General features: G+C 41.5%; 21 protein-coding genes and 1 tRNA gene. 18 read left to right on the top strand and 4 right to left on the bottom strand.

The annotated features are described in order from the left end of the window. Positions 1–87 precede the first annotated feature (87 nt). The 8 genes from ACZQK9_RS04255 to ACZQK9_RS04220 all read left to right on the top strand — a co-directional run bounded on the left by ACZQK9_RS04255 (position 88) and on the right by ACZQK9_RS04220 (position 10177). Positions 88–807: a LytR/AlgR family response regulator transcription factor gene (locus tag ACZQK9_RS04255; protein WP_483269733.1), complete on the top strand. Its 720-nt coding sequence runs from the start codon at positions 88–90 to the stop codon at positions 805–807. 167 nt (positions 808–974) lie between these two features. After that, positions 975–2102: a sensor histidine kinase gene (locus ACZQK9_RS04250; RefSeq protein WP_483269857.1), complete on the top strand. Its 1128-nt coding sequence runs from the start codon at positions 975–977 to the stop codon at positions 2100–2102. 100 nt (positions 2103–2202) lie between these two features. Continuing rightward, on the top strand, positions 2203–5262 hold the full coding sequence (locus ACZQK9_RS04245) for a cellulose binding domain-containing protein (RefSeq protein ID WP_021986232.1): 3060 nt from the start codon (positions 2203–2205) through the stop codon (positions 5260–5262). 2 nt (positions 5263–5264) lie between these two features. After that, a complete protein-coding gene (locus tag ACZQK9_RS04240) occupies positions 5265–6446 on the top strand; it encodes a hypothetical protein (protein ID WP_483269732.1) in 1182 nt (393 codons plus the stop codon). 376 nt (positions 6447–6822) lie between these two features. Continuing rightward, positions 6823–7200, top strand: coding sequence for a GntR family transcriptional regulator (locus ACZQK9_RS04235; RefSeq protein WP_483269731.1), 378 nt, complete (start codon positions 6823–6825; stop codon positions 7198–7200). Further along, complete coding sequence (locus tag ACZQK9_RS04230; protein ID WP_483269730.1) at positions 7193–7894, top strand: ABC transporter ATP-binding protein; 702 nt, start codon at positions 7193–7195, stop codon at positions 7892–7894. The genes ACZQK9_RS04235 and ACZQK9_RS04230 overlap by 8 nt, the downstream gene beginning before the upstream one ends. Then, a complete protein-coding gene (locus ACZQK9_RS04225) occupies positions 7888–8694 on the top strand; it encodes a hypothetical protein (RefSeq protein WP_483269729.1) in 807 nt (268 codons plus the stop codon). Before ACZQK9_RS04230 ends, ACZQK9_RS04225 begins: the two co-directional genes overlap by 7 nt. Positions 8695–8833: 139 nt before the next feature. Then, on the top strand, positions 8834–10177 hold the full coding sequence (locus ACZQK9_RS04220) for a hypothetical protein (protein ID WP_483269728.1): 1344 nt from the start codon (positions 8834–8836) through the stop codon (positions 10175–10177). Here the strand turns inward: ACZQK9_RS04220 and dut are convergent. Genes dut through nrdD form a run of 3 tightly spaced genes read right to left on the bottom strand, consistent with a single transcriptional unit; the run spans position 10174 to position 13294 of the window. Next, entirely contained in the window at positions 10174–10620 is a 447-nt protein-coding gene (gene dut / locus ACZQK9_RS04215; protein WP_483269727.1) for a dUTP diphosphatase, read from the bottom strand. The genes ACZQK9_RS04220 and dut overlap by 4 nt on opposite strands. Next, a complete protein-coding gene (gene nrdG, locus ACZQK9_RS04210; protein ID WP_178016333.1) occupies positions 10617–11147 on the bottom strand; it encodes an anaerobic ribonucleoside-triphosphate reductase activating protein in 531 nt (176 codons plus the stop codon). Before nrdG ends, dut begins: the two co-directional genes overlap by 4 nt. Before the next feature lie 20 nt (positions 11148–11167). Next, positions 11168–13294 carry an anaerobic ribonucleoside-triphosphate reductase gene (gene nrdD / locus ACZQK9_RS04205; protein ID WP_178016334.1) on the bottom strand — a complete coding sequence of 709 codons (2127 nt, stop codon included), beginning with the start codon at positions 13292–13294 and terminating at the stop codon, positions 11168–11170. 354 nt (positions 13295–13648) lie between these two features. Here nrdD and tig point away from each other — a divergent pair, with 354 nt between their 5' ends. The 7 genes from tig to ACZQK9_RS04170 all read left to right on the top strand — a co-directional run bounded on the left by tig (position 13649) and on the right by ACZQK9_RS04170 (position 22804). Beyond that, the gene (gene tig, locus ACZQK9_RS04200) at positions 13649–14800 is read left to right on the top strand and encodes a trigger factor (RefSeq protein ID WP_483269726.1); all 1152 of its coding nucleotides are present in this window, start codon (positions 13649–13651) and stop codon (positions 14798–14800) included. 83 nt (positions 14801–14883) lie between these two features. Beyond that, positions 14884–14967: transfer RNA gene (locus ACZQK9_RS04195), tRNA-Leu, on the top strand. Positions 14968–15231: 264 nt separating this feature from the next. Next, positions 15232–16950: an alpha/beta hydrolase fold domain-containing protein gene (locus tag ACZQK9_RS04190; protein ID WP_483269725.1), complete on the top strand. Its 1719-nt coding sequence runs from the start codon at positions 15232–15234 to the stop codon at positions 16948–16950. Between the two features lie 77 nt (positions 16951–17027). After that, on the top strand, positions 17028–17813 hold the full coding sequence (locus tag ACZQK9_RS04185; RefSeq protein ID WP_483269724.1) for an ABC transporter ATP-binding protein: 786 nt from the start codon (positions 17028–17030) through the stop codon (positions 17811–17813). Then, entirely contained in the window at positions 17810–19846 is a 2037-nt protein-coding gene (locus tag ACZQK9_RS04180) for an ABC transporter permease subunit/CPBP intramembrane protease (protein WP_216507312.1), read from the top strand. Before ACZQK9_RS04185 ends, ACZQK9_RS04180 begins: the two co-directional genes overlap by 4 nt. A 39-nt stretch (positions 19847–19885) precedes the next feature. Beyond that, positions 19886–20875 carry a glycoside hydrolase family 25 protein gene (locus ACZQK9_RS04175; protein ID WP_483269723.1) on the top strand — a complete coding sequence of 330 codons (990 nt, stop codon included), beginning with the start codon at positions 19886–19888 and terminating at the stop codon, positions 20873–20875. 15 nt (positions 20876–20890) lie between these two features. Further along, positions 20891–22804, top strand: coding sequence for an EAL domain-containing protein (locus ACZQK9_RS04170; protein WP_483269722.1), 1914 nt, complete (start codon positions 20891–20893; stop codon positions 22802–22804). A 1-nt stretch (position 22805) separates the two neighbouring features. Here ACZQK9_RS04170 and ACZQK9_RS04165 read toward each other — a convergent pair whose 3' ends face one another. Beyond that, positions 22806–24077 carry an ATP-binding protein gene (locus tag ACZQK9_RS04165; protein WP_483269721.1) on the bottom strand — a complete coding sequence of 424 codons (1272 nt, stop codon included), beginning with the start codon at positions 24075–24077 and terminating at the stop codon, positions 22806–22808. Positions 24078–24219: 142 nt separating this feature from the next. On the opposite strand from ACZQK9_RS04165, the gene ACZQK9_RS04160 reads away from it, so the two are divergent. From ACZQK9_RS04160 to ACZQK9_RS04150, 3 genes are read left to right on the top strand one after another with little or no spacing between them, the layout of a single operon-like run. Further along, positions 24220–25602 carry an AI-2E family transporter gene (locus ACZQK9_RS04160; protein WP_483269720.1) on the top strand — a complete coding sequence of 461 codons (1383 nt, stop codon included), beginning with the start codon at positions 24220–24222 and terminating at the stop codon, positions 25600–25602. Positions 25603–25637: 35 nt separating this feature from the next. Beyond that, positions 25638–26540, top strand: a complete 903-nt coding sequence (locus ACZQK9_RS04155) for a Precorrin-6B methylase 2 (protein WP_483269719.1) — start codon at positions 25638–25640, stop codon at positions 26538–26540. Beyond that, the gene (locus ACZQK9_RS04150) at positions 26540–26725 is read left to right on the top strand and encodes a DUF4250 domain-containing protein (RefSeq protein ID WP_216507306.1); all 186 of its coding nucleotides are present in this window, start codon (positions 26540–26542) and stop codon (positions 26723–26725) included. The genes ACZQK9_RS04155 and ACZQK9_RS04150 overlap by 1 nt, the downstream gene beginning before the upstream one ends. Positions 26726–26741: the final 16 nt, after the last annotated feature.

The following is a 26741-nucleotide window of genomic DNA, read 5'->3' as shown; positions in this document are numbered from 1 at the left end:
TTGGGGAGATAAAGGAAAACAGGCACAACGAAAAGTATGTGGCGATACTTTTCGTTGTGTTTTTTATTGTGAAAAAGGAGAACACATATGATAATAGCAATTTGTGATGACGAACGAAGCATGCTGGATAAGGTGTATTGTTATTGTAAAAAAATAGTGCAGAAAAAGACAGAAGTTTTTTCATATACAAGACCGGAAGATTTAATGCAAGGTATTTATCGAGGAATCATACCGGATCTGCTGATTTTGGATATAGAGATGCCAGAAGTGTCTGGATTGGAATTTCAAAAGCAGTTACAGAAAAATAAGATGGACATAGACATCATATATCTGACATCTCATAGCGAGATGATGCAAGAGGCATTTGGGAGAAATGTGGTTGCTTTTTTGAATAAAGATAATTATGAAATACGACTGGCTGAGATTCTAACGAAGTATGAACAGGAGCTTTCGAAGGTACTTGAAATACAATGTGAAGGGAAAACAAAGGAACTGGAATTGAAATATGTATTATATATACAGGCATCAAATAAATATAGTGAGGTGTATTACAGACAGCCGGGGGATATAAAGAACGATTATTTGTTGTCAGGATATACGCTTTCACGCTGGCAGGAGATATTACCGGAGAATCAGTTTTGCCGAGTGGCAAGAAACGTAATATTAAATTACGGCAATGTAAAAAAGATAGACAGGGATATGGTATATATGACGGATGACAAATGTTTTAAAATTCCAAAGGGGAAGGTACGTCAATTCCGGACTGCTTACCATGCATATATGAGAAAACAGGTGGTGATTCTATGAATTTTGTGCTTCACTTTTTGGTTTTATGTATCAAGTTTACATGTATCGTTTTGGTTATGCAGATTGTTTTTGGCAGCAGGACGCGGTGGAAGCAACGAGGATGGATTTTTCGTATTGTAATATGTATGTGCGTGCTACTTATAGAGACATGGATGGAATATGTGGCAATGACTAATAATGTGGCAGATATATCCCCGATTTTGCATTTGCTGAGTGCTTGGCTGGTATTGAATCTGAAACCGTTGGATTGCACGCGGAAAACGATACTTGCATATCTGCTGGTGGAAGCATTTGGTACGGTCATAGCATTAGCAAGTTCGAATTGCTTTGCGATAAGGATCGATAGTTTTTATGAGAATCCATTGATAGATATGATAAATACAGCCACGGAATGTGTTCTTTTGGCGTTGATATCCTATTTATTAAGAAAAAACAGAAAAACGGTTACGATTACAATACCGACATTCATATTTGCACTGCTCGTTGAACTGCTGGTTGTTTTGCAAATAGCATTTGTGACATATGTATTGGGGAATGGCGTCAGAAATAATGTACGGGTGGAAAATACATATGTGATTATAGTTATGCTGGGTTCCTCATTTTGTATGGCGTTATATTTCTTATATATTCATAAGTCTGAACAGATAAGGGATTTGCAGAAGCAGCAGATTGCAATATACAGAAGAGAACAGGAACTTACAAAGAACTATTATACAAGATTGTATGAGAAAAATGAACAGACAAGAGCAAGACAGCATGACATGCATCATATGTTACAGACCGTCGAGGCCATGATGAAAGAGGGTGAATATGAAAAAACTCTGGCGTTTATTCAAAAATGGAAAAAGTCAGAGGGAACAAAAAATAAAATTATCTATTCGCAAAATCGAATCGTCGATGCCGTGATTGATGGCGTGTTGGGAGCAGAACTTGAACGAAATGAAATTACATTGAATTACAGTGGGAAAATACCGCAACAGATTGGAATCGATGATTTAGATCTGTGTTTACTGATATCGAATCTTCTGGAGAATGCGAAGGAGGCTGTACAAAAATTAGATACGGGTGAGAGACAAATCGGACTGAAAATCGGAAGAAAAGAAAGTCTGATTTGTATCAATATAAGGAATCCATATACACAGGGCGGGGAATGTGTAAAGGAAGAAGGGTGGCATGGATACGGACTGAAAAATGTGAAAGAGATCGTAGAAAAATATGATGGGGAAATAGAGGTGCAGGATATAAATAATATATTTATAGTAAGTATCATTCTTGAAAGTACTCGAAATGAATAAAAACTTCCGTTTCACGAAGCAAACGTTGAAAGAATTAAATTCTTGTGGTTGTATATAAAATATAAGTATTTATAAAATAACCATGAGAGGAGAAAGAAAAATGAAAAAAAGAATACTATCAATAATTGTGTTAATGTTATTACTGAATTTTACCTTATTTATTGGGGATCAAAACTATATTTATGCAAATGAGGGTGTTCATACGAATACGGATGGAGAACGGCAAACGGAGAATTTATTTGAGGGTGAGAATTATTCGGTTGTGTTTGAATTAGTTGATACATGGGAGTCGGGGTATAAAGCAACCGTGACTATAAAAAATACAGGAGATGAAACAATACAAAACTGGTGTATAGCATTTCCTTTGAAAGAAAAAATAAATAATCTTTGGAATGCAAAAATCGGTGAACAATATGATGAATATTATGTTGTAAAAAATGCTGGATGGAATCAGGATATTTTGCCAGGAAAAAGTGTTTCCTTTGGATTTATAGCAGAAAATAGTTTGAAAATGTTTCCATCGTATTATACTTTATTGGGAAATAAAATACGAGTGGATGAGGGAGATTATACAATAATATATGAAATTACTGAAGATTGGGGAGATGCGTATAATGCACAAATAACGATTCAAAATAATAGAGATGTTATAATTGAGGATTGGAGACTTTCTTTTGATTTTGGACAAAATATTATTACTAATGTATGGAATGCGATTCAAGTTTCATATGAAAATAACATTTACCTACTAAGGGGGATGGATCATGATCAAAATATTGCAGCACAGGGGCAATTAAAAATAGGATTAACCGTTAAACAAGGGATGTATGATAAATCAATTAATAATATTCAATTTTATGAATATAGTGATAAATCCAATATTAAAGATAGTGATGGAGATGGATTGAGCGATGAGGATGAAGAGAATATTTTTCAAACAGATCCATTAAAAAGAGATACGGATAATAATGGCATAGACGATGGGGATGAAGATTTCGATAAAGATAATCTTACTAATTTACAGGAAATGGAACACAATACAGATCCGTTCTGCTATGATACAGATGATGATGGGTTAAGTGATAGCGATGAATTGTACATATATTTTACAAATCCTAATATTCCAGATACAGATGGCGATGGAATTTGTGATGGTGATGAAGTTAAATTGGGTTTGAACCCATTATTAAAAGATACAGACGGTAATGGAGTTTATGATGCAGATGAATTTTTTGAACAAACATATACAGAAATTATACAAGATAATATAATAGATAAAGTTTGTGTTGAGTTAAAATGCCAAGGATTGATTGATAACACTGTGAATGTGGAAAATATGATGAACATTGATATGAAATCGTCAGAGGTTGTTGGATTAATTGGTTGTCCTGTGGATATTTCTGTAGGAGTTGATTTTGATAATGCAATCTTAAAATTTTATTATGATGATACAAAATTAGGTAATGTAAATGAAAATGATTTACGTATTATGTGGTATGATGAGGAAAATGATAAATATGTATTATTAGATGAGGAAACAGAAGTGGACACTGTAAATAATATTGTTCAATATGAAACGAACCATTTTTCTACTTATCTAATTGTTGATAGAACTATATGGCTTGATGCATCCAGACAGAATATTAGCTATCGTGATTTAGATCAGTTGACATATTATGATGTTGCACTCGTAGTGGATACATCAGGAAGTATGGGAGGACAAAGAATTAAACTTGCTAAAACAGCATTAAATGCATTTGTAGATGCATTGATGGATAGAGATAGGGTTGCGCTGATTGAATTTAATACATATGCAACTGTCAAAGTTCCACTAACATCAAGTAAAGGAGAAATAAAAAATAATATAACCCAATTGAAAGCAATGGGGGGGACAAATGCAGAAGAGGGGTTAGAACTGGCAATTACTGAATTAATTAATAAGGAATCAGATAATGAAAAAATGATAATTTTAATATGTGATGGGGACGTATCCGAGTCCCTCAAAATTATAACATGTGCCAATGATAATAATATAGTTATTTATTGTGTTAATGTTGCAAGCGGAACTTCGGGAGTGATGGAAAATCTGGCATACACTACAGGTGGGAATTATTATTATGCAGCAAGGTCTGAAGATTTGATAAAAGTGATGGAAAACCTTCAAAAAGAAACCGTTGATAATATAGATATGAAGGATAGTGATGGAGATGGAATATATGATATATATGAAATTAATGGAATAAAACTATCTAATAACAAAATTGTATATACAGATCCTAATCTTGTAGATTCGGATGGAGATGGGATTAGTGATTATGACGAATTAGGAGGGGTGCCCACTCAAGAAGTTGTTTACGTGGATGGTAATTTATACTCGTGTACTATTGCGCATATGAAGAGTCATCCGGGGAAAAAAGATTCAGATGGGGATGGTATTCCAGATACTATTGATGAAAAACCATTCAGCAAAGATATAGTTGATATTGCATATTTGGGAAAATATAATTATTTGTCTATATTAGATCCTAATGGAAACTGCTTGATGGGGGGAAATCAAGGATGGTGGAAAAATGAGAATAAGAATATAGAAGACAGTGGATGCGGTCTTATTGCAATGAGTGATCTAGAGTTGTATTTGTTAGATACACGCGCTTATCAGATAAGTGATGCAGGTATCTTGAAAAAAAATGCAGGCGCATATACAAATGATAGCTATAAAAAATTTGTGAATAAAAAATTTGAAACATATAAAGTAGACAGAGTTTTTGGAGTTTTTCCAAAAACTATGGAAAAAGGACTTCGTATAACGTTAAATAATAATGGTGCTGAATATAGAGTTAATTGGGCACAAAGTTATGATGGAGATAATATAAAATATGGCATTATTAATATGCTTGATGATAATATACCAGTTGTTGCATCGTATTATGCACCAAGGGAACCGTTACAACTTTATAAAAACAATGCGGGGGCTTTATATCCTGTTAATCAGAAAATAAAATCACATTTTTTTACGATTACAGGAATATATAAAATCTATGAAGATGGCAAATATGATACATATTGTAGGATATGTTCATGGGGTGAGGAATATTATATTAAGCTTGTTAGTTTTGAAAAAAAGATTAGTTACTTTAGTAATATCTTAAGTATATATTAAACATGAAAAGAAAAATTATTTGTTGTACCATAATTTATATTGTTACATATATTTTGATCGTTGGCATTTCTGTGCAGGATTATAACATATTTTCCACAGTTGTAAGGAATCAAACAACGGAAACTGTACGCTATACAATTATTCCATGGTTATGGGTGCCAAGGCTGATTAACTGGGTGCCTGTGTTGCTTGCATGTTGTATGGTTTATACAGTGATTAAAAATGTAGCTGTTTCAGAGAGCTTTTTGTTTGCAGGAATCAGCATATGTAAGATGTTAATTCGGTTGTTCCCACAGGTAGATAAAATGACTATTATAATATACCTGCATATTGCATCAGTTGTGGTATACCTGATATTGACAGGTAAGATAGAACAACGGGTAAGTGCATGGTGTTCTGTCAGGGATGCATTTGCAAAAAAGTCAGTGCGCAGAGCTGTAATAATTTTTGCAATATGTGGGATCGTATGTAATCTTGCATATATATTTGCACCAAAGAAGACGTTTTATGCATATATTCCAGAGGAAACGAGGACGACGGTTGTATGTGAGGATTTGTCTAGTTACTATCCGTATGCAGATTTAACGATAGAGCATGAATATGTAATCATCGGATTGGCATGGAATCATAAGGATTTTCAAGGTTGCGTGGTGAAGGCAGAAAAGCCGGGAACAGATGTAATCCGTATAAAACAGAGTGGGGATTTGAAAGGAAATGTAGAAGTAGAATATCCAGTGACGGTTGATGAAAAACTAAGATTCCATATCAAACCGAGTGTATCATATTTGTATCATCGGTACTGTGCCAATGTGAATTTTTGTATTGGTATGATAGTGTTGCTTGTGGCTGTCTGGAACAGTGGGGATACCTTAACAGAAACTAAGCGACGTGTGAAAATGGCATGCATTCTGTTGACGTTGATAATTTATGGTATGTGTATAGGTGTAGAAGCGGTACAAATAGGTGTTAAATATGTTGCTCTATTTATATTGTTTAGTATATATGTTTTGTTAGATTGTTTTAGATTGAGAAGCAAAAAAACAAATGGAATATTGGGTGCGGTTTTGATATGCTTATTTTTGTATAGCTGTTACTATTTGGAATTGTTGTTATGGTTATGGCTTGCTTGGCTGGTGTTTTCATATAAAAATAGTTATCGGATTTTAAAACAACATCCAAAGTAAGAAAATGTTATGTGAAGTGTAAGCTTTTATAGAGCAATTAAGAAAGGGGGTATAAATTATTTTATTGCAGTCAGATATTTGGAATTGGTTGAAGAGATTGTTTGGGTAATGAAAATATAATAGTTTAATTGTTCTTCTTAAATTCGAATACAGTCTAACATTATTTTATAACGAGCAGGTGTTAACCTGCTCGATTTTTTGTATAGATAGAAAAATAAACCACCTGCTGTCTGTGTATGCAGATGGCTTCTTTTTTTATATAAAAGCAATGATGAAACATGTTCAGCATATTTTTTAAAAAGTACTTGACAAAACTGTACTACTGTATTATTGTACTACTCAGATAATACAATAATACAAAAAGGAGGAGCAAAGATTGGCATGGAAGTTTAACAATGAATCCCCGATCTATCTGCAGATCGTGGATGCGATAAAGATGCAGATCGCGCAGGGTATCCTGAAGCCGGGCGATCAGGTTCCGGCAGTGCGGGAACTTGCGTTGACCGCAGGTGTGAATCCGAATACGATGCAGAAAGCACTTTCGGAGTTAGAGCGCGAAGGCGTGCTTTATTCCCAGCGGACGGCAGGGCGATTCGTAGCAGAGCAAAAGGCAGGAGGAACGAGTATGCGAGAGGAACTGAGCCAGAAGCATTTACAGGCGTTTGTGGATAGCATGCGAACACTTGGATATGCAGACGGTGAGATTATAACAGTATTGAAAGGATATTTACACGAGGAGGGAGCACATGAGTAATTTAGTAGAAATATCCGGTGTGAAGAAAGGGTATGGAATCTCGAAAACTGTATTTGAGAATCTGAACCTGACATTGTCGGAAGGAAAGATTATCGGTCTGCTGGGACCGAACGGAAGTGGCAAGACAACACTCATCAAGATGCTGGTTGGTCTGCTGCAACCGGAGAAAGGAAGCATCCGCATCTGCGGACATGAGGTTGGACCGGAATCAAAGGCGGTTGTTTCGTATCTGCCGGAGCGGACGTATTTCAACGAGTACCTGAAAATCCGTCAGCTTGTCAATATGTTCAAGGACTTCTATGCGGATTTCGATGAGACGCGGGCGTATGACATGATGAAGCTCTTAAATATCGACCCGGATATGACCTTGAAGAAGCTGTCGAAAGGTAACAAAGAGAAGGTACAGTTGATTATGGTGATGAGCCGCCGGGCAAGACTCTATGTCTTAGATGAGCCGATCGCAGGTGTCGATCCGGCAGCCAGAGACTATATCATGCAGACGATTCTTACAAACTACGATGAGAAAGCGACGATCCTGCTGTCCACACATCTGATTTCGGATATTGAGAACATATTGGATGAAGTCATCTTCATCAAGGAGGGCGAGATCCTCTGTCAGAAGGATGCGGATGCATTGCGGGCAGAAAAAGGACAGTCAATCGATGAGATATTCAGGGAGGTATTTCGATGCTAGGAAAATGTATTAAAAATGAATTTGTAAACCGTTCCGGATTAGTCGGAATGATATCTGCCGGTGTGATGATTTTTGCGGTTATCGTGCTCGGGCTGGATAAATTATATAACGTGGTTGGTACGACTGCATTTGCCGTATTTGTAAAGCTTGTAGATGTGATGTTTGCTCTGGCAATGTTTGCCGTGATTGTGATGGTCGTACTGCTTCCATGCCTTGATTTTAGGAATCGCTTCTTCAAGGATCAGGGGTATCTTACCCATACCCTGCCGGTAAAGACATCCACACTCATCGGCGCGAGACTTATCTGTGATCTGGTGATGATTGCCTGGATGGTTGCTGTTTATGGGCTTGCTGTCTGCGTCGCAACCGGGAATTTCGAGGTGTTCAGTGATTTCGTATGGTTCGTACAGCAATTCCTTTCGATGTCCGGGATGACAGTGGATCGGAGTCTGATTGTGTTGGATGGTGTATTGGCACTTCTTATGATGTGGCTCGGTGTGATGTGCAATATCTGGACGATCAATGCCGCCTATGCATTTGGCCATGCATTCACAAAGGGAAAACGCATATGGTCAGTTGTGTTTTTTGCTCTGATCCAGATGATATACGGCATACTTGTTGTTGTGTTCAGTGAGATTCTGTCAAAGCAGGATATTGACTTATTTCTGGAGCAGATCTCATCGACGGCAAAGCAGTATCTGGTTGTGCTTGTGACGGTTACGATCATAGAGGTTGTCGGAATTGCGATACTTTCCGTGGCTACGACGCTTACCTGTAAGCATAAGCTGAATCTGGAGTAAGAGTCTTCTATCTATAGGTCCCCTGGAATGTCAAAATTCCGGGGGATTTTTGTAAATAAATGGTAGACAGTTTTTATATCATGACATATAATTGGTGCGGGGAAAATGTAAAACACCGGGTATATAGTAGGGGGGATAAATGATGGTGAAACATACAAAAAATGCAAAGAAAAATGTCATGATAAGATTTCTTCCGATTATAGCGGGAAATTTATTGTTGGCATTTATTTTTTTGCTTACAACCTATATGGCAAAGCAGACGGTAAGTGGTGTGGCGGATGAGACATTATTGTATGCACGCCGTACCTGTGAACGCTATGATAATTACGTGAGTGATGATAAGACAAAAGATCTGATCAATCTGCAGGAGAAAGCAATCTCGATTGCTCTGTATGAGCAGCATGGTGTTGCAATACACAAGGATATTCTGGATGCATATGTTTTGGATGAGAATCTGACAGGTGTTGTCGTGACAGACAAGAGGGGAGAGTGCGTAATTTCCAGTGGAGAGGATGCACAGATCCTGTTTGAGAAGGAACTGAAAAATGATTCCGTATCACAGATTCTGGAATATCCGGAAAAATCCTATATGGAGCGGCTGCAGATTGGAGAAAAAACATATGATTTTGCGGTCGTTGCAAGAGAAGATGCCGCAGGACTGATTCTTTGTTACCACGAAGTGGAATTGCGGCCAATGGGAGTAAATGAAATTTCTCTTGATACCATGATTTCCGGATATCAGTTTAAAATGGATGGTATGGTAGTTATAACGAACGGAGAAATTGTGTTGAATACAAATGAAAAACATGTTCAGGGACAGTTGATTGATGGATGTCCGATTGATATTACAGATGAATCAGCGTGGCAGGCAGGGAAAATCACAAAAATAAAATATAATGGTAAACATTGGTATGGAAAACAAATGAGATATAAACAGTACAGATTATATGTGGTATATCCGGTTAGAGAAGTGTTTGCAACGCGTACGACAATACTTGCATTCAGTACGGCAGTTTATATCTTTTTCCTGTTGATCCTGGCTTTTCTGCGTGACCGTTCTGCACAAAATACAATGCAGGAGATGCAGAAACAGTTCCGGATCATTAATGCAGTGGGGAGTATTTATAAGCTGAATATTTTGATCCAGCTTGAAACGTCAGAGTGGGAGATTATCAAAATCCCGGGAGAGATGGGAGCCATTCTGAAAGAAGCCAAAACGGCAGAGATAATGCTGGATTGTTACATTGATAACTTTGTGGCAAAGGAGTGCCAGGAGGCGTATTGCAAATTTGTTGATTTAGGAACAATAGCAAAACGCCTGAAAGCAAAAACATATATCGCAAATATCTCCAGAGATGATAATCAAAGCTGGGTATGCTCAATTATGACACCGCAAAGCTGGGATCCACAGGGAAATGTCACTGCAGTGGTTTTTGCAGTGCGTGACATTTCCTCGGATATCCAGAAAGTGGTATCTGATTAACGACCGGTGGATCCAAAGCCGCCTGCGCCACGTTCGGTTTCGTCTAATTGGTCAGCCACAGCGAAATCTCCAACGATATACGGTGTGATGACAAGCTGCGCAATACGCTCCTTCGGCTCAATTGTCTGTGTCTCGTTGCTGTGGTTGTGCAAAGCAACCATGAACTCCCCGCGGTAGTCGGAATCTACAACACCAACTTTGTTTGCCGGTGCCAGATGACGCTTGGCAGCCAGTCCGCTTCGGGCATAGACAAGGCCGGCGTAACCTTCAGGAATCTCCATGGCAAGACCGGTGTGAACCATTATAGTTTCGTGCGGCGCAATCGTAAGTGGAGTATCAGTACATGCGTACAAATCGGCACCCGCAGCATTGACAGAACCGTAGGTTGGCAATACTGCATTTTCGTGTAATTTCTTAACTTTTATCTGCATGTGTGTAATCATTTGTAGAATTCCTCCTTCAGACATATTTTCCCCTCTGCGAGGGAACGTTTGACATCAATGATTCTCTGGTTGGAGGAACCGCGGAAACGAAGTGATAAGTCTTTCTTGTCCATCTCGAATTCTCCGTCGACCAGAATATCAATGTAGCGGAGCATTTCTCGCGTCTCCGGCCACGTGACCATCATTTTTCCCTGTATATCTTTTTCAAAATCATATCCGGTGTAACACCACACATCTTTTTGCGGGTACAACGCTTTAAATCTGCGAAGCAATGGAAGCAAACCCTGTTGGTTGACATATTCAAAAGGCTCGCCGCCAAGAAGCGACAGGCCTTTGATGTAGTCAGGTTTCAGATAATTCAGGATCAGCTCAATTTCAGCTTCGGTGAAAGGTTTTCCATAATTGAAATCCCATGTTTCTTCGTTAAAACATCCTTTACAGTGATGGGAGCAGCCGGACACGAACAGGGAAACCCGGACGCCGAGCCCGTTTGCCACATCAATGCGCTTAATATCAGCATAATTCATATCTATTTTTCAACCTCGATTTACAGATGTAATACACGTGCTTTGATTTCTTTTGTCTTGCCGACGTTCCAGAAGTTTTCACCGAGATAACCACAGGTACGACGTGTGACATTCATTTTTGAATGATCCTTGTTACCGCACTGTGGACATTCCCATTCGTTGTCATCGTTGATCATGATCTCGCCATCATAATCGCAGACATGACAGTAATCAGATTTGGTGTTGAATTCTGCGTACTGGATGTTGTCGTAAATAAAGCGGACGATTTCTTCAAGTGCTTCTAAATTGTGACGCATGTTTGGAATCTCTACATAAGAGATTGCACCACCGGAGGAGATTGTCTGGAACTGGCTCTCGAAGCGGAACTTGCTGAAAGCATCAATCTTTTCCCGGACATCTACATGATAAGAGTTTGTATAATAACCTTTATCTGTGACGTCTTCGATTGTTCCGAAACGCTCCTGGTCAATCCTTGCAAAACGATAGCAGAGGCTTTCTGCAGGTGTGCCGTACAGACCGAAGCCAAGACCGGTTTCTTCTTTCCAGGTATCGCATGCCTTGCGAAGACGGTTCATGACGCGGAGTGCGAATTCCTCACCGCCCGGTTCCGTATGACTCTTTCCGGTCATAAGCTTTGTTACCTCATACAAACCGATATAGCCGAGGGAAATCGTAGAGTAGCCATCCTTCAATAATGGATCAATCTTCTCTCCCTTTTTAAGACGTGCAATCGCACCGTACTGCCAGTGTACCGGGCTGACATCGGATGTCACACCGAGCAGAGCATGGTGTCTGCACATCAATGCTTCATAGCAGAGATCCAGACGTTCATCCAGCATGCTCCAGAACTTCTCTTCGTTGCCCTTTGCCAGAATACCGATCTGTGGGAGATTCAGAGATACAACACCCTGGTTGAAACGACCTTCCCATTTGTAATTTCCATTCTCGTCCTTCCAAGGAGAGAGGAAAGAACGGCATCCCATGCAGGAGAAGACATTGCCTTCGTAGTTCTCACGCATCTTCTTCGCAGAGATATAATCCGGATAGAGACGCTTTGCAGAACATTTGACGGCTAATTTTGTAATATAATCGTATTTGCCACCCTTTAAGCAGTTGTGCTCATCTAAGACATAAATAAGTTTCGGAAATGCAGGCGTTACATACACACCCTTTTCGTTCTTGATACCTTCGAGTCGCTGCCGGAGGATTTCTTCGATGATAGTCGCGTTTTCCTCGATATATTCGTCATTTGGATCAAGATTCAGGAATAATGTCACGAATGGAGACTGTCCGTTCGTGGTCATCAGGGTATTGATCTGATATTGGATTGTCTGAACACCGGAACGAAGCTCGTCCTGTAAACGGTCCTGAGCCATCTGCTCTAAGATCGTGTCGTCAATCTTATCTCCAAATTCTTCCACTAATTTGTTTTTATATTTGTTGTAGCTCTTGCGCAGATATTTGCCAAGATGACGGATATCTACGGACTGACCGCCATACTGGCTGCTGGCAACAGACGAGATGATCTGCGTCATAACGGTACAGGCTACCTGAAAGCTCTTTGGGCTTTCAATCAGCTTGCCGTTCATCACGGTTCCGTTATCGAGCATATCTCCGATATTAATCAGACAGCAGTTAAAGATCGGCTGTAAGAAGTAGTCTGCATCATGGAAGTGCAGAACGCCTTCATCGTGCGCCTTGGAAATCTTCTCCGGCAGCAGAACACGACGTGTCAGATCCTTGGATACTTCACCCGCAATCAGATCACGCTGGGTAGAAGCAACCGTTGCATTCTTGTTGGAATTTTCTTCCATAACATCCTTGTTACGGTTCTTGATCAGACTTAAAATGGAATCATCAGTTGTATTAGCTTTACGGACAAGCTCACGGGAATAACGGTAAATAATGTAAGTTTTTGCAAGAACAAACTTGCCGTCTGCCATCAATTTCTGCTCGATAATATCCTGGATATCTTCTACGAGCATACGTGGGCGGTTCTTACTCTCGATACTTTCGACAATCTCCTCAATTTTTTCATCTGTTACTTTTTCGCATGGTTCAACCTCAGCATTTGCCTTTTTGATGGCAGTGATGATCTTGCTTCGGTCATAGGTCACTGTATGACCATCTCGTTTGATAACTTTCATAAACCCTCTCCTAAAACTATCTGTTCAGTATATTTCTTTGGTATCCAAATAAAAACGTGAATACGGTTTCACATTATACCATCCCTCTTGTGCTTTGTAAACATAAAAACACTAAATATAGTATCGAAAAATTACACAAAAACTAGATGTTGCGATTTTTTGGACACCTAAAATGCCGGAAAACCGCGTATTCAAGCCATTTTTGTGCCTTATACGGGATAGAAAAATAGTATGCGCCCTGTGATTTCTTTGTGAAATATCAAAATAACCTTTTCATTTTCCTTAAAATATGGTATAAATGCTAGGGATTTAAGTTTTTGAATCCTATATTTAGGTTTAGAAGGGATATGTATTATGAAGAAGCAGTTTAGAACACTTGGGTATGTACTGAGCCTTGCACTTGGTATGACAATGCTGACCGGATGTGGAAAGAAGGTTGATGGCGTTGACCAGGAGAGCATGATTGACAAATATGCAGCGTATTGTGACCTGCCGGAGTATAAGGGACTGGAATATGAGGAGACAAAATCAACTGTGACAGATGCAGATGTAAAGACAAAGATTGATTCTCTTTTACAGCAGTATGCGACTAAGACACAGGTCAAAGAAGGAACAGTCAAAGAGGGCGATAATGTAAACATTGATTTTGTTGGAAGTATTGATGGCGTGGAATTCGATGGTGGCAATTCGAACGGTGCCGGTTACGATCTGACACTTGGCAGCGGAAGCATGATTCCGGGCTTTGAGGATGGTATCATGGGACACAAGGTTGGCGAGACGTTTAATATCAAAGCAACTTTTCCGGAAAATTATGGGAAGGAAAATCTGAACGGTAAGGAAGCAGATTTTAAGGTTACAATCAATTATATGACAGATACACAGCTTCCAGAGTATAATGATGCATTTGTTGCTTCTTATACAGATGCAACAACAGTTCTTGAATATGAGGATTCTGTAAGAAAAGATCTGGTGGAACAGTATGAAAAGTCTGATAAGAGTGCAAATGAGAGTGCTGTTATGCAGGTGCTTGTAGAGAAGACGACTTACAATGAGTACCCACAGAAGGAAATGCAGGATCTGATCGATCAGAGCATCGCGCAGCAGGAGAAAGCTGCATCCCAGTATGGATATTCTCTTGGTGATTATGTAACTGCCAGATATGGTTTCCGGAGTGAGGATGATTTCCGCGAGTATGTACAGGGACTGGCAGAGGATTACATGAAAGAGAAGATTGCCGTTTGTGCGGTGGCGAAGGATGCCGGAATTACTGTGACAAAGGAAGAAGTCGATGATTACAAGAAGACAGTGATGGATTATTATGGTTATGATTCATCTACACTGGAGGAAAATTACAGTTCAGAAGATCTTGTCTATTATGCACTGGCACAGAAGGTCGTTGATTACCTGTTAGAGAACGGTAAGGGTGTAGAGGCAACTGCCACAGATGCAACAGTGGAGACACCGGCTGCTACAGACAGTAATGCGTCTTCTACAGATGCAGAATAATTTAAAATGAAAAAGCGTTTCGAAATTATTAAAATTTCTGTTGACATTTGTGAAAAGAAATGATATGATACGAAACGCAGTACGCGGAAGTGGCGGAATTGGCAGACGCGCAGGCTTCAGGTGCCTGTGGTAGCAATACCGTGTGGGTTCAAGTCCCATCTTCCGCATCAAAAGGGATAGGCAATTGCCTATCCCTTTTTTGATGCGGAAAAGACCTTGAACCCATGGGTTCAAGGTCTCCTCGCCATAAATGGCTCGTCGGTCGGTTCGGTGGGAAAAAGGTCCACTGGACCTTTTTCTGTTTCCACCTCACCCCATCTTCCGCATCGGACAGAGGTAAATGCTTCCGCCTCACCCCATCTTCCGCATGGAGAAAATGAGAAGGAAAACAACTTGCCCATATAAGATAAGTTTGGTAAAATGTAAGTATTATGGGAAAAGCGATATCTTCAAAATTTCATAGGATGCGCGCAGAGGATTTAAAGCGGCAGGTGGAACTTGGCAAGCGGAAATCAGAGTTTAAAATTCCACCGTTTGTTGTCAAGCAGTTTGACATTGATGAGCTGCATGAAGAAGGACGGTTGTGCTATCGTCTCGTACCGAAACAGGGGTTTAATGGTACTTACATTATGTACCTGTATTCCAGCAAGCTCTGTTTCAAGATGAATTCAGCGGAATGGATGTTCCTTGCGAAGACGGCACTTGCCTGTCATGCGGGGATTTTTCTGCCGATGTATCCGTTGGCGCCTGAACATTGCTGCCGGGAGGTCTTCCAGATGCTGGAGCCGGCATATGCAAACTGTACGAAGGGACAGGACGTAGAACGGGTTGTTTTGATGGGGTGCGGTGCCGGCGGCGGACTGGCTCTGTCACTTGCTATGGCGGCATGGCGGGAAGGTTTGCGTAAACCGGATCAGTTGTATCTGCTCTCTCCGATGATGGATACAGAGTTTTTTGATAAGAGCATGGAACAGGAGTTGATTGAGAATTCTAAACATGCAAAATGGACATTTTATAATGAACATGTAAAAGAGTTTTTGAATTCATACTGGGTGCGTGATTATGCGGTAAAAACAGAGTATACCAGTCCGTATTATGGAGATATGACAGATATCTGTGACGACGTGGTGTTATTTTCCGGGGTGCAGGATTTATACCATTGTTATGCACGGGAGTTTTATAAAAAAGCCAAGAAAGCTGGCGTGAATATCCGATTCTTTGAGTTTGAGGAAGAAGCCGAGGATTTCATGATTTATGATAAAACTAAGGAATACAAAAAGGCACAGGGCTTTTTGACCGATTGCATCAATGGAACGTTTGATACTTCGCTGCGGGCAATCTATCCATTGAAAATGATGTCAGAGTGGTCGAAGAAATATCCGGAATATTTCAAGGATGACTGGGCTTCAAAGTTTATATATGATCACAAATTCGATTTTTCCAGACTGAATCCGCATATTAGTGAGTATCAGAATATTCGGATGGCGGCGGATGCGAGTGCCTGTGATACGCTGGTGCGAAGATTTACGGAAGAGTTCCCTTGGGGAACGGTCGTACATATGGCATGCCGGCTGGATAATATGTTTGGCAGGGTGGATAATGGAAGAATCCAGTGGTATAGTGTCGATTCGCACAATATTATGTCGATTCGCCGGGCGATGTACGGGGAACGTGAGAGAGAAAAGACAATAGGCCGGAGACTGATGGATTTCTCATGGTTAGATGAGATCCGGTGTAAACAGAATCAGGGTGTCATGTTTGTATGTGATGATGGATTTTCGTATCTGAACAAGAATGAGGTCCGGGATCTGATTGCAAAGATCCGGGAATTGTTCCCGGGGTCCCATCTGGTATTTACTGCATCTACGACACTGGCAAATGCAACAGCGAATACATGGAAGCATAGCCAGACTGTACAAAAACGGAAGACACGGAAATTTTCGGTGAATGATGCTGCACAGCTGTTTGGCGCATGGAGACCGGATTACCGAGTTATTGAGGAACAACCCATTTTCCGATATATGGAGATTCCAAAGAAACTCGGATGGATCACAAAATTAATGTGCCGTTATAATCGGATCGGTTATAACCATAGAATCATACATGTCAAGCTTGGCAGTGAAGAATATAAGATTAATTACCAATATTAGGGCTGTCGGTGTAAATCCGGACAGCCTTTTCTTTTTAGATCAGGATAATCGGAGCGGGAACAGGGAAAGGAGAAGGAATGTTAGAAGCAGAAAATCTCGTAAAACAGTTCGTAAAAAATGAGAAAAAACACAGGAAAGTAGTATTTTCGGCAGTCGATCATGTGAACCTGCATGTAAATGCAGGCGAAATCGTTGGTGTATTGGGACCGAATGGCGCCGGAAAGACAACACTGCTCCGGATGCTTGGCTGTCTGATGCAGCCGACAGAGGGCATTGTCCGATATACAGATGGTAACCGGATCGTTACAGATCAGACGGAAATCAAACGGCAGATCGGGTATCTGTCAGGCAATACGAAGCTGTATGGCAGGCTTTCTACGCGGGAGCTGCTTACGATCGCGGGGAATATTTATGGATTGTCGGAGGACGTGATACAGGCGAGGATTGAGGAAATCGCACGGATCCTGTCTCTGGAGGACTTTATTGATAACCGTATTGAGAAGCTGTCTACCGGACAGACGCAGCGGGCGTCTATCTCCCGGTGTCTGATCCACAGTCCGAAGCTTTATATCTTTGATGAACCAACGCTGGGACTCGATATCATGAGCAGCAGTGCGATTATTGATTTTATGCAGAAGGAGAAGGCACGCGGCAAGGCGGTTTTGTATTCCACGCATTATATGGAAGAAGCGGAGATGCTTTGTGACCGGATCGTGATGCTCTCGCGTGGAAGGGTAATCGCACAGGGGACGATGGATGAGATCTATGCACAGACCGGATGTGAAAACCTGAGGAACGCATTTCGTGTATTCATGGCAGAAGAAATCAAAGAAGAGACAGGACAGATGGAGGGGAACACATGAATTTTCGAGTGATAAAACAGTTATATAAGAAGGAAATGCTGGACGTTCTGCGGGACAAGAAAACCGTGATCATGATGCTGATCGTGCCGATTCTCATCTATCCGTTGATGTTTGTCGGTGGTATGGCTATGATGTCGAAGGTGACAACGCAGATGGATGAACAAACGTATGAAATTGCGGTTGACTTTATGGATACGAATCCGGAGCTTGTCCAGATGTTTCTGCATCCGGACGATGACACGCTGCATTTCAAGCTGGAAGATCTGAATGTCATGAATGCAGATATTTCGATCATTCTGCGGGGAGAAAAGATCAATGCAATCGTATATGAAAATGAAGATGGAACCGGATATAATATCGCGTATCTGTCCTCGGTTACGAATTCAAGCTATGCGGAACAGAAGGTGCGTCAGGTACTTGAAGCATATTCAGATTCTCTGACGAATCAGAGTCTGGAGGCGGCAGGCTTAGATCCGGATACGGTGTTACATCCATTTCAGATAGAGGCCGACGATCGTGCGACAACTGAGGAGTCGACCGGAAGCCTGCTCGGCGTGATCGTGCCGTTTATGCTTGTTGTGAGCCTGCTGATGGGAACGATGTACCCGGCGATTGACACGACCGCTGGAGAACGGGAACGTGGAACACTGGAGACGATATTGACGCTGCCGGTCACAAATCAGGAACTGATTTTCAGTAAGTTCCTGACAGTTGGAACGATCGGAGTTGCTTCCGCCTTGTTAAATGTCCTTTCGATGGGTGGAATCGGTGTATATCTGTACAAACTGGCGGTGCAGACGACCGGTATGGTTTCGAGGATACAGGTGTCAAAATTCGTTCCGGCAATCTTAGTCTGCTGCCTGTGTATTCTTGCCTTTGCGATTTTAATCAGTGCGCTTTCTATGTGCTTCTGCGTATTTGCGAAGACGTATAAGGAGGCAAATAATTATATTACGCCGCTTATGCTGCTTGTGATGTTTGCGTCATTTATTGGGTTTATGCCAAATGTAACACTCACCAGAAACATGGCACTTGTCCCGGTTGCCAATATCTGTCTGCTGATTCGCGATCTGATGGCATTTAAGTTCAGTTTTTCCGCAATCACGATCGTTTTGTTCAGCAACGTGGCATACGGAATCATTGCGGTGCTTATGCTCGGAAAACTTTATAACAGTGAAGCGATTCTGTTCGGCGATGGAACTGGAAACGTACAGATTTTTGAGCGCAGAAGTAACATGTTAAAAGGCGATGTTCCATCAGTTGGAGATGCCTGTCTGGTGCTTCCGGTCGTGCTGGTGCTGATGATCTATGTCGGCGGCTTTGCCAGTGCGAAGAGTATGCTTGTTGGATTGTTTGTCACACAGGGAATTGTCGGTGGAGTTCCGCTTTTCACTGCGTGGTATACGAAGAAGGACATGCGAAAGACATTTCGTATCCGGCTTTGCCACCCGGGCTTTTTTGCTGGCGGGCTTATATTGATGATGGGAACGATCCTGGTTGGTATGATCCTGACGAGTATCACGAGCATGTTGTTCCCGAAGAGTGCAGAGAGCATGACAGGATCTATGGAAGCAATCTATACATATGGGTATGGCATCTGCCTACTGCTGATTGCGTTGCTTCCAGCAGTGTGCGAGGAACTGTTGTTCCGGGGATTTTTCTTATCTTCGCTGGAACATACGATGAAGAAACGGGCTGCAATCCTGACGGCGGCGATCGTGTTTGGGCTGTATCATATGAATCTGGTGCAGACACCGACGACAGCACTCATCGGTGTGGCACTCTGCTATGTTGCTGTTCAATCGGGTAGTCTGCTTCCGGGGATGCTCATGCATTTTTTCAACAATGCGTTGTCCGTGACAGCTGCATTTTATCCAAAACAGGTGGCCCGTGTCCTGCCGTTTTTTTCGGAGAAAGGAGTGCCGGCGCTCATCGTTATTGTCATGGGTGTCGGGTTGTGCGTGCTTGGCGGTTACATGATAAATCGCTCGAAAAATAAGGCGTTTCCGGTTGAGTCAGATGCCCGTTTGTGATATGATAAGAAGTAGGTTAAGAAAGGTTCACCAAAGAGTATGGAACAGCAGAAAAAAAGAGATTATGAGATAAACTGGCCACATGTAATTCTGGTTGGAGCGATTGCGGTCGTACTTGTACTGATCGGTGTTGTCATTGGAGTGAATATTGGAAATCGTAAGAAATATAAGCCGGTTCCTGTGACAGGGCAGGGATATACATGGACATTGCAGCCGGGAGCGGAAGCGCAGATGATTTATACGAATTTCTGGCAGTTTGCAAGGGCAAGCTATGTGTTGGTCGGGGATATCCCGAATTGTGAATTTTATAAGATTGTAAAGGAAGTTCCACGGAATGACTTCCAGACGGACAACTTCTATATGGAGGATGGCGATAGTACGATCATGGCTTACCATGCAGAGGATGGCAGCCGGTTGTCTGCACTTGCGGTTGATGTGTCATCGTATCAGACAGAGCTTGACTGGGACGCGTTGAAGCAGGCAGGTGTTACGATTGCGTTTATCCGTGTGGGTTATCGCGGTTATGGTTCAGAGGGAAAACTTGTGGCGGATGAGATGTTCCAGACGCATATCGAGGGTGCGAAAGCTGCCGGAATCAAGGTTGGAATTTATTTTTACAGTCAGGCAATCAGCTATGATGAGGGAGTTGCAGAAGCGCAGTTTGCATTGAGTCTGGCATCTTCTTATACGCTGGATATGCCGGTTGTGATTGATACGGAAGAGGTTTACGCAGATGGCGCAAGAACAGCGGATATTTCCAATGATGTACGGACCGATGGAGTTGTAGGATTCTGTGAGACTGTGAAAAATGCAGGATATACACCAATGATTTATTCAAACCGGAACTGGTTTGTGCAGAAACTGGATATGACAAGACTGGGAAATTACAAGCTGTGGCTGGCACATTATGCAAATCAGCCTGATTTTCCTTACCTGTATGCCGGATGGCAGTATACCGGAAACGGAACAATTGCGGGAATCGGGCAGGAGCTGGATCTGAATGTATGGATGGATGGTAGTGTATATTAAGAACGGAGTATGTTTATGTTGAATTGGGATCTGGCATATGATTATGCGGCGATTTATCTGCTGCTGATTATAATCATGTGGTATTTTCATGAAAAAAGAATACCTCTTGCAAGCCATCGGACGTTTTTAGTTGCGCTTTCTGCAGTTTTTGTGTCGACAGGATTGGAGATTGTAAGCACAAAGCTTGCGCAGACAACCGGAACTGCAGGAAGTACCGTTTTTTGGGTGACAAGCACGTTGCAGCATCTTGCACTGAATGCAATTCCTTTGTTGTTTGCATATTATGTGTTACAGATCGTACATATCAATGCAAAGCAGATGCTGCAGGCGAAATGGATGTTGTCTGTCTGTGGAGTTATCGATGTGGCTGTACTTGTGACAAATCCATATACAAACTGGGTGTATGAAGTAGATGAGGGACGGTATATATATGATTATGGTGTGATTGTATTAATTACGGTTGCGATTCTCACGATTGTAGCAAGTTCAGTTGTAGCGATATGCCGTGTCAACCACACACTGTTTGCCAAGACGATGGTTGTGATGTTTCATATGCTGCTTGTTGTGATAGCGGTAATTATGCAGTTAAAAACGCATGTGCTTTTCTTGAATTTTGTGACAGCAACGGTCTGCCTGACATTGTATTATTATCTACAAAATCCAAACAGCGTGATAGATACAGTAACAAAACAGTTTAACCGCCGCTTCCTTGGAGAATATCTGCATACGTTTTTTTTAAATGAAAAACCATTTGGCATCGTTGTTGTTGCGATGGATGATTTTAAGTTTATCAATAAGACATATGGTGTCGAAAATGGAGATAATCTGCTCCGTCAGATTGGGGCTTTTATGGATAAGCTTCCGTTTGCAAAGACGGTGTTCCGCCTGGGTGCGGATCAGTTTTGTATTGTATTATATAAAGAATTGGATCAGATTGACAATGTGGCACAGACAGTACATGAACGGTTTCGTCATCCGTGGTATAGTGAGAATCAGATAGGGATTATGATGTCTGCATCGATTTGTTGCGTGAATTGTCCGGCAGATGCGTCGGCATACGGACAGCTGATTGAGGTTATGGATTATTCCATGTCGATGGCAAAACGCCTGAAAAAGGGCATGATCACCTATGCAAAGGATTATGATCTGGGAAAGATCAAACAGGATAAAGCGTTTGAAAAGGCGGTGAAGCAGGCACTTGACCGGGATGAGCTGATGGTATATTATCAGCCGATTTTCTCGGTGCAAAAAGGTGTTTATAATTCGGCAGAGGCGTTGGTCCGTCTGCATGATGCACAGCTTGGATGGATATCGCCGGAGGATTTCATCCCGATTGCAGAACGTAATGGTATGATCATTGAGATGGGCGAGGTAATATTGGATAAGGTATGCCGGTTTATCCACGATTTCAAGTTGGCACAGACGACAGTCGAGTATATTGAAGTCAATATCAGTCCGGTACAGCTCATGCAGCAGCATTTTTCTGACAGGGTAAAACAGATCATGGAGAAATATGATGTGCGGCCGGAACAGATTAATATTGAAATAACGGAGACTGCGACAATCAGTATGGCAGATACCGTAAATGCCAACATTATGGATCTTGTACAGTATGGAATCAAATTCTCGCTGGATGATTATGGTTCCGGTTATGCCAATATTGATTATATCAATCATATGCCATTTTCAATTATTAAACTGGATAAATATATTATCTGGGATGCATTTAAGAGTACGAAAGCCGGAATTACACTGAAGCATACGATTGGTATGCTGAATGAATTGGAGTTACACATTGTGGCAGAGGGCGTGGAGACCGCGGAAATGCGCGATCACCTTGCCGATATTGGCTGCCATTATATGCAGGGGTGGTATTACAGTAAGGCTGTATCAGATACAGAGTTTATTCATCTGATTGAGATGCAGTGACTTACATATTCCACAAACCGTAAGCCGGGATATTCAGGGTGTCTCCATCGAGGGACACCTGATTGAAGCTTACCTTGACTGCGATTTTTGTATTCGCATTTTTACTGCGGAATGTCTTAATATTCTGAGCCTTTGTGTTCGGTATGAAACGGATATCGACCGGAACAGGGGCATCTTCTCCCTCGTAAACAAACGGCACACGTGCAGTCGCACCGGATACCCAGTAATACAAGTAAGGAATCTTGGAGCTTAACTCCTGAAAGATAAACTGTTCTGCGATAGCTCCGCATTTTTCTGCCAATATATCATTGACATCAATCTCTTCATTCATAGGAAGTCCATAAGCGGCACGAAGCAGACCGTGATCAATAAAGAACAGTTCGAATGATTTGTAATCGACATGCTCTTCCAATGGCAGTGTACCGGCAGTCAGGCGTGGAAGCTTTCTCGCAATCCCGAGATTGCAGAGCGCCTGTGCGGCTTCTGCATATTCGCGGCTTCGGGCATTGGAATCAACGGACTTGTACATGAACTTCTTGTTTTCACGGGCGAGCTGCTCCGGAATACTACGGAAGATACGTTTACAACGCTGATACAATGCAGTTGGATAGGTCTGTTTTGTGAGCTGGACATAGTCTTCCAGCATGGATTCCTGCATTGGGCGGATGATAGACAGATCCCTGTTTTTCAGATATGCGTGGACGATGCCGGGCATTCCGCCGACCAACAGATATTCTCGTAACATGGAAGAAATAGCTCCAATCTCAAGATTGGTAAGTGGTGTATTCTTGTGTTTGGAGATTGCGTCTAAAAAAGGATGTGCTTTGCTGGCAATCATATATTCTTCAAAAGTCATCGGCCGCATACGCAAAATCTCAAAAACGTCAGGGTGACTATATTCAAATTCCGTAAATTCCATGGATGATGCAATCAGACAGATTGTGTAATCCGGATGATTCCTGCGAAATGCATAAAAGTATTCCGCACAGTCAGGTACAGCCTGTACCTCATCAAAGATAAAAATACAATCGGAGGTGTCTTCCGCCGGAAATCGTTGTGACAACAGAAGATCCAGATTGGAATCACCATGAAGTGCATCCTGACAGGCAGAATCCACTGCCAGATTGATATAACATTGCTGCTTAAAAAAGGCTGTGGCAAAATCGCGGACTGCCCATGTTTTACCAACGCCCTTTGCTCCTTTTACATATAAGATTCTGCGCTTTCCCTGATCGTACCAGCTGGCAAAATCATTGATAATATTCCGATACATCTGTGCATACACCCCTTTGCGTGTTATATAAAAATATTTTAGTCAATAATATAGGGAGTGTCAACAAGAATTAGGTTGTTTCTACCGATTAAAAATGCTATAATAAATCGGAATTATTTTATGAACAAAAGGAGAAGGAAGCGTGAAAAATAAGTGGAATAAAAATATTCTTCAACTTGGAGTTATGCTTGCGCTTGCTGGTTGTGCATGTATTTTATTTGCAGAAGTGATCAAGCAATGGAAGTCTATTTTCGGCTTTTTTGGAAATGTTGTCTCTGCGATGACGCCGATTATTATCGGGTTAGTGATTGCGTTTATGCTGAATCCAATTATGATCTATCTCCGGCGTGGACTTTCCTTTTTGGTTTGTAAGATAAAAAAAGAAGCAGAATATGATACTATTTACCGCAAAGTTAAGGTACCTGCACTGATTCTGACAGTGCTTTTATTCCTTGGACTGCTTACTGGATTGTTGTGGCTCGTGATTCCGCGTGTCTATGAAAGTCTGACTGATCTTGTAAACAGTATGGAGGATTATATTAACAACGCGGAAGCGTGGATCAAGAAAGTATTTGCGCAGAACAAGATGATTGAAGATAAGCTGTCGCAAGTACTCAGTTATGCAGAAAATAATGTATTTACAATATTAAAAGATAAGATCATGCCGAATCTTGACACGATCGTCAAGACACTTTCTTCCGGCGTGGTTGTCGGTATTAAGGCAATCCTGAATTTCTTTATCGGTCTGGTTGTTATGATCTATCTTTTGATGAGTAAGGATGTACTGCTGGCACAATGCAAGAAAGTAATCTATTGTCTGTTTTCAAAGAAAACAGGTAACAAGATCATGGAAGGCTGTTCCTATGCAAATGTTGTGTTTGGCGGATTCATTAATGGAAAGATCCTGGATTCCTGCATTATCGGAATTATATGTTTTGTATTTACCTCAGCTGTGCATATGCGGTATGCGGTGTTGATCAGTGTAGTTGTCGGTGTGACAAATATCATACCGTTTTTTGGACCATTTATTGGTGCAGTGCCGGGAGCATTACTTGCGCTCATGGATGATCCGATTATGTTTGTAGTATTTATCATCTGGATTATTGTATTACAGCAGTTTGATGGAAATATTTTAGGACCATTGATCTTAGGCGATGCAACGGGAATCTCCGGTATCTGGGTATTGCTTGCAATCCTGGTTGGCGGGGATCTGTTCGGTGTGGCAGGTATGATCTTAGGGGTGCCGGTATTTGCGTGTCTGTATGCGTTTTTTGCAGTACAGCTCCGGGACAAGCTGCGGGCGAAAGAGTTGTCTTCAGCTACAGGTGATTATATCCGGTTGAAGAAGTTTGATGAGGAGACTGGAGAGCCGGTCTACCGGGAACGTCATGATGAGAGAAAAACGCTGCGTGAAAGCCGCCTGAAGCAGGTACTTCGACGCTGGATGGAGAAGCTGCATCTGAAGAAACATGAAAATGCAGTGAAGAAAGAAGAAAAATCGGGAACAGAGAAAGACAAGAAATAACGAGATACAACAAAGAGAGACAAGGAGGCATTTGTATGGCAAAGGGTAGTTATGCAACGAAGCAGATCCTGAACTGGATGGAATATTTTTCAAAGGAGATGCAGGTGAGTCCGGAGAAAATCAAGCTTCTGGATATCTGTGGAAAACAGAAAAACGTAATACCGACGGTGGAAGGACATAAACGTGTGTTGATCTTCGCGGATGAATCCCATGAAGATCTGTTCTATGATTTCTGGGAGGCTGGTTTTGGCGATTATGATATGTGGTATGCGGTCGGAATTGAGGAAGAAGGACAGGTCAAGCATGTTAAGATCAAAGAGGTGATTAACCGAAAGATTACAGGACCGACAGTCATCTTCATCCTGAATGAGAAGACGCGGGAATCATACCGGATTGGTATGCGCAACGAGATGTTTTCAAAAGGACCGATCAAGTATGTAGGCAAAGAAATCCGTGCGGTGATTATGAGTCTGCTTGGGGTTGATTCGCAGGATACAATCTGCTTAGTTGATGCGGAGAGTATTGCAATCGAGGCAGCGTTTGTGGCAAGCGATGGCACGATTATCTGTGTGGAGAATGATAAGGGCGCGAAGGATACGATGGAGGACAACGTCAAGCAGTTTGGCGTGCACAATGTTCAGATTATCCCGGATTTATCGGAAGAGTCGATGGCGAAGATTCCGACACCAAGACTTTCTTTTATCGTTGCCAATAAGCATTTAGAGGAAGATATCCAGAGACTGCTGAAGAAAAATCCGAAGATGCAGTTTGTTATCTATACCTTAGAGTTAAATATTTTGTCCGGCATCAAGCCGCTTTTTGATAAGTATGGTATCTCGAATATGGAAGTACTGCAGATCAACGTGGCAAAGACGAACAAAGACAGTATGTTTGTAAATCAACCAGCCCCTTGGCTGATTACCGGAGAGGTGCTATAATGGCAATCGAAAATTTACCGAAGGATCCGATGATGCTCTTAAGCTTCGTGAATACGAGGCTGCGCGATGATGGCATCGATTTGGACAGTTTTTGTTCACAATTCCAGACTGCAAGAGAAGATCTCGAGCAAACGCTTGCAACCATGGATTATAAATATGACGACAAATTAAACCGCTTCGTATAGGATGCGGCTTTAGCAA

This window comes from Wujia sp., assembly GCF_056872695.1.
The sequence above is the reverse complement of the archived record's forward strand: the minus strand, read 5'-3'. Positions and strand labels throughout refer to the sequence as shown.

Bases quoted from the DNA above. Each gene is read 5' to 3' on its own strand.
- ACZQK9_RS04170 (WP_483269722.1), top strand. From the start codon at position 20,891: ATGTTGAATTGGGATCTGGCATATGATTATGCGGCGATTTATCTGCTG.
- ACZQK9_RS04155 (WP_483269719.1), top strand. From the start codon at position 25,638: ATGGCAAAGGGTAGTTATGCAACGAAGCAGATCCTGAACTGGATGGAA.
- ACZQK9_RS04220 (WP_483269728.1), top strand. From the start codon at position 8,834: ATGATGGTGAAACATACAAAAAATGCAAAGAAAAATGTCATGATAAGA.
- ACZQK9_RS04230 (WP_483269730.1), top strand. From the start codon at position 7,193: ATGAGTAATTTAGTAGAAATATCCGGTGTGAAGAAAGGGTATGGAATC.
- ACZQK9_RS04245 (WP_021986232.1), top strand. From the start codon at position 2,203: ATGAAAAAAAGAATACTATCAATAATTGTGTTAATGTTATTACTGAAT.
- nrdG (WP_178016333.1), bottom strand. From the start codon at position 11,147: ATGAATTATGCTGATATTAAGCGCATTGATGTGGCAAACGGGCTCGGC.
- ACZQK9_RS04225 (WP_483269729.1), top strand. From the start codon at position 7,888: ATGCTAGGAAAATGTATTAAAAATGAATTTGTAAACCGTTCCGGATTA.
- tig (WP_483269726.1), top strand. From the start codon at position 13,649: ATGAAGAAGCAGTTTAGAACACTTGGGTATGTACTGAGCCTTGCACTT.
- ACZQK9_RS04175 (WP_483269723.1), top strand. From the start codon at position 19,886: ATGGAACAGCAGAAAAAAAGAGATTATGAGATAAACTGGCCACATGTA.
- ACZQK9_RS04190 (WP_483269725.1), top strand. From the start codon at position 15,232: ATGGGAAAAGCGATATCTTCAAAATTTCATAGGATGCGCGCAGAGGAT.
- ACZQK9_RS04240 (WP_483269732.1), top strand. From the start codon at position 5,265: ATGAAAAGAAAAATTATTTGTTGTACCATAATTTATATTGTTACATAT.
- dut (WP_483269727.1), bottom strand. From the start codon at position 10,620: ATGATTACACACATGCAGATAAAAGTTAAGAAATTACACGAAAATGCA.
- ACZQK9_RS04180 (WP_216507312.1), top strand. From the start codon at position 17,810: ATGAATTTTCGAGTGATAAAACAGTTATATAAGAAGGAAATGCTGGAC.
- ACZQK9_RS04185 (WP_483269724.1), top strand. From the start codon at position 17,028: ATGTTAGAAGCAGAAAATCTCGTAAAACAGTTCGTAAAAAATGAGAAA.
- ACZQK9_RS04255 (WP_483269733.1), top strand. From the start codon at position 88: ATGATAATAGCAATTTGTGATGACGAACGAAGCATGCTGGATAAGGTG.
- ACZQK9_RS04250 (WP_483269857.1), top strand. From the start codon at position 975: ATGACTAATAATGTGGCAGATATATCCCCGATTTTGCATTTGCTGAGT.
- ACZQK9_RS04165 (WP_483269721.1), bottom strand. From the start codon at position 24,077: ATGTATCGGAATATTATCAATGATTTTGCCAGCTGGTACGATCAGGGA.
- ACZQK9_RS04150 (WP_216507306.1), top strand. From the start codon at position 26,540: ATGGCAATCGAAAATTTACCGAAGGATCCGATGATGCTCTTAAGCTTC.
- nrdD (WP_178016334.1), bottom strand. From the start codon at position 13,294: ATGAAAGTTATCAAACGAGATGGTCATACAGTGACCTATGACCGAAGC.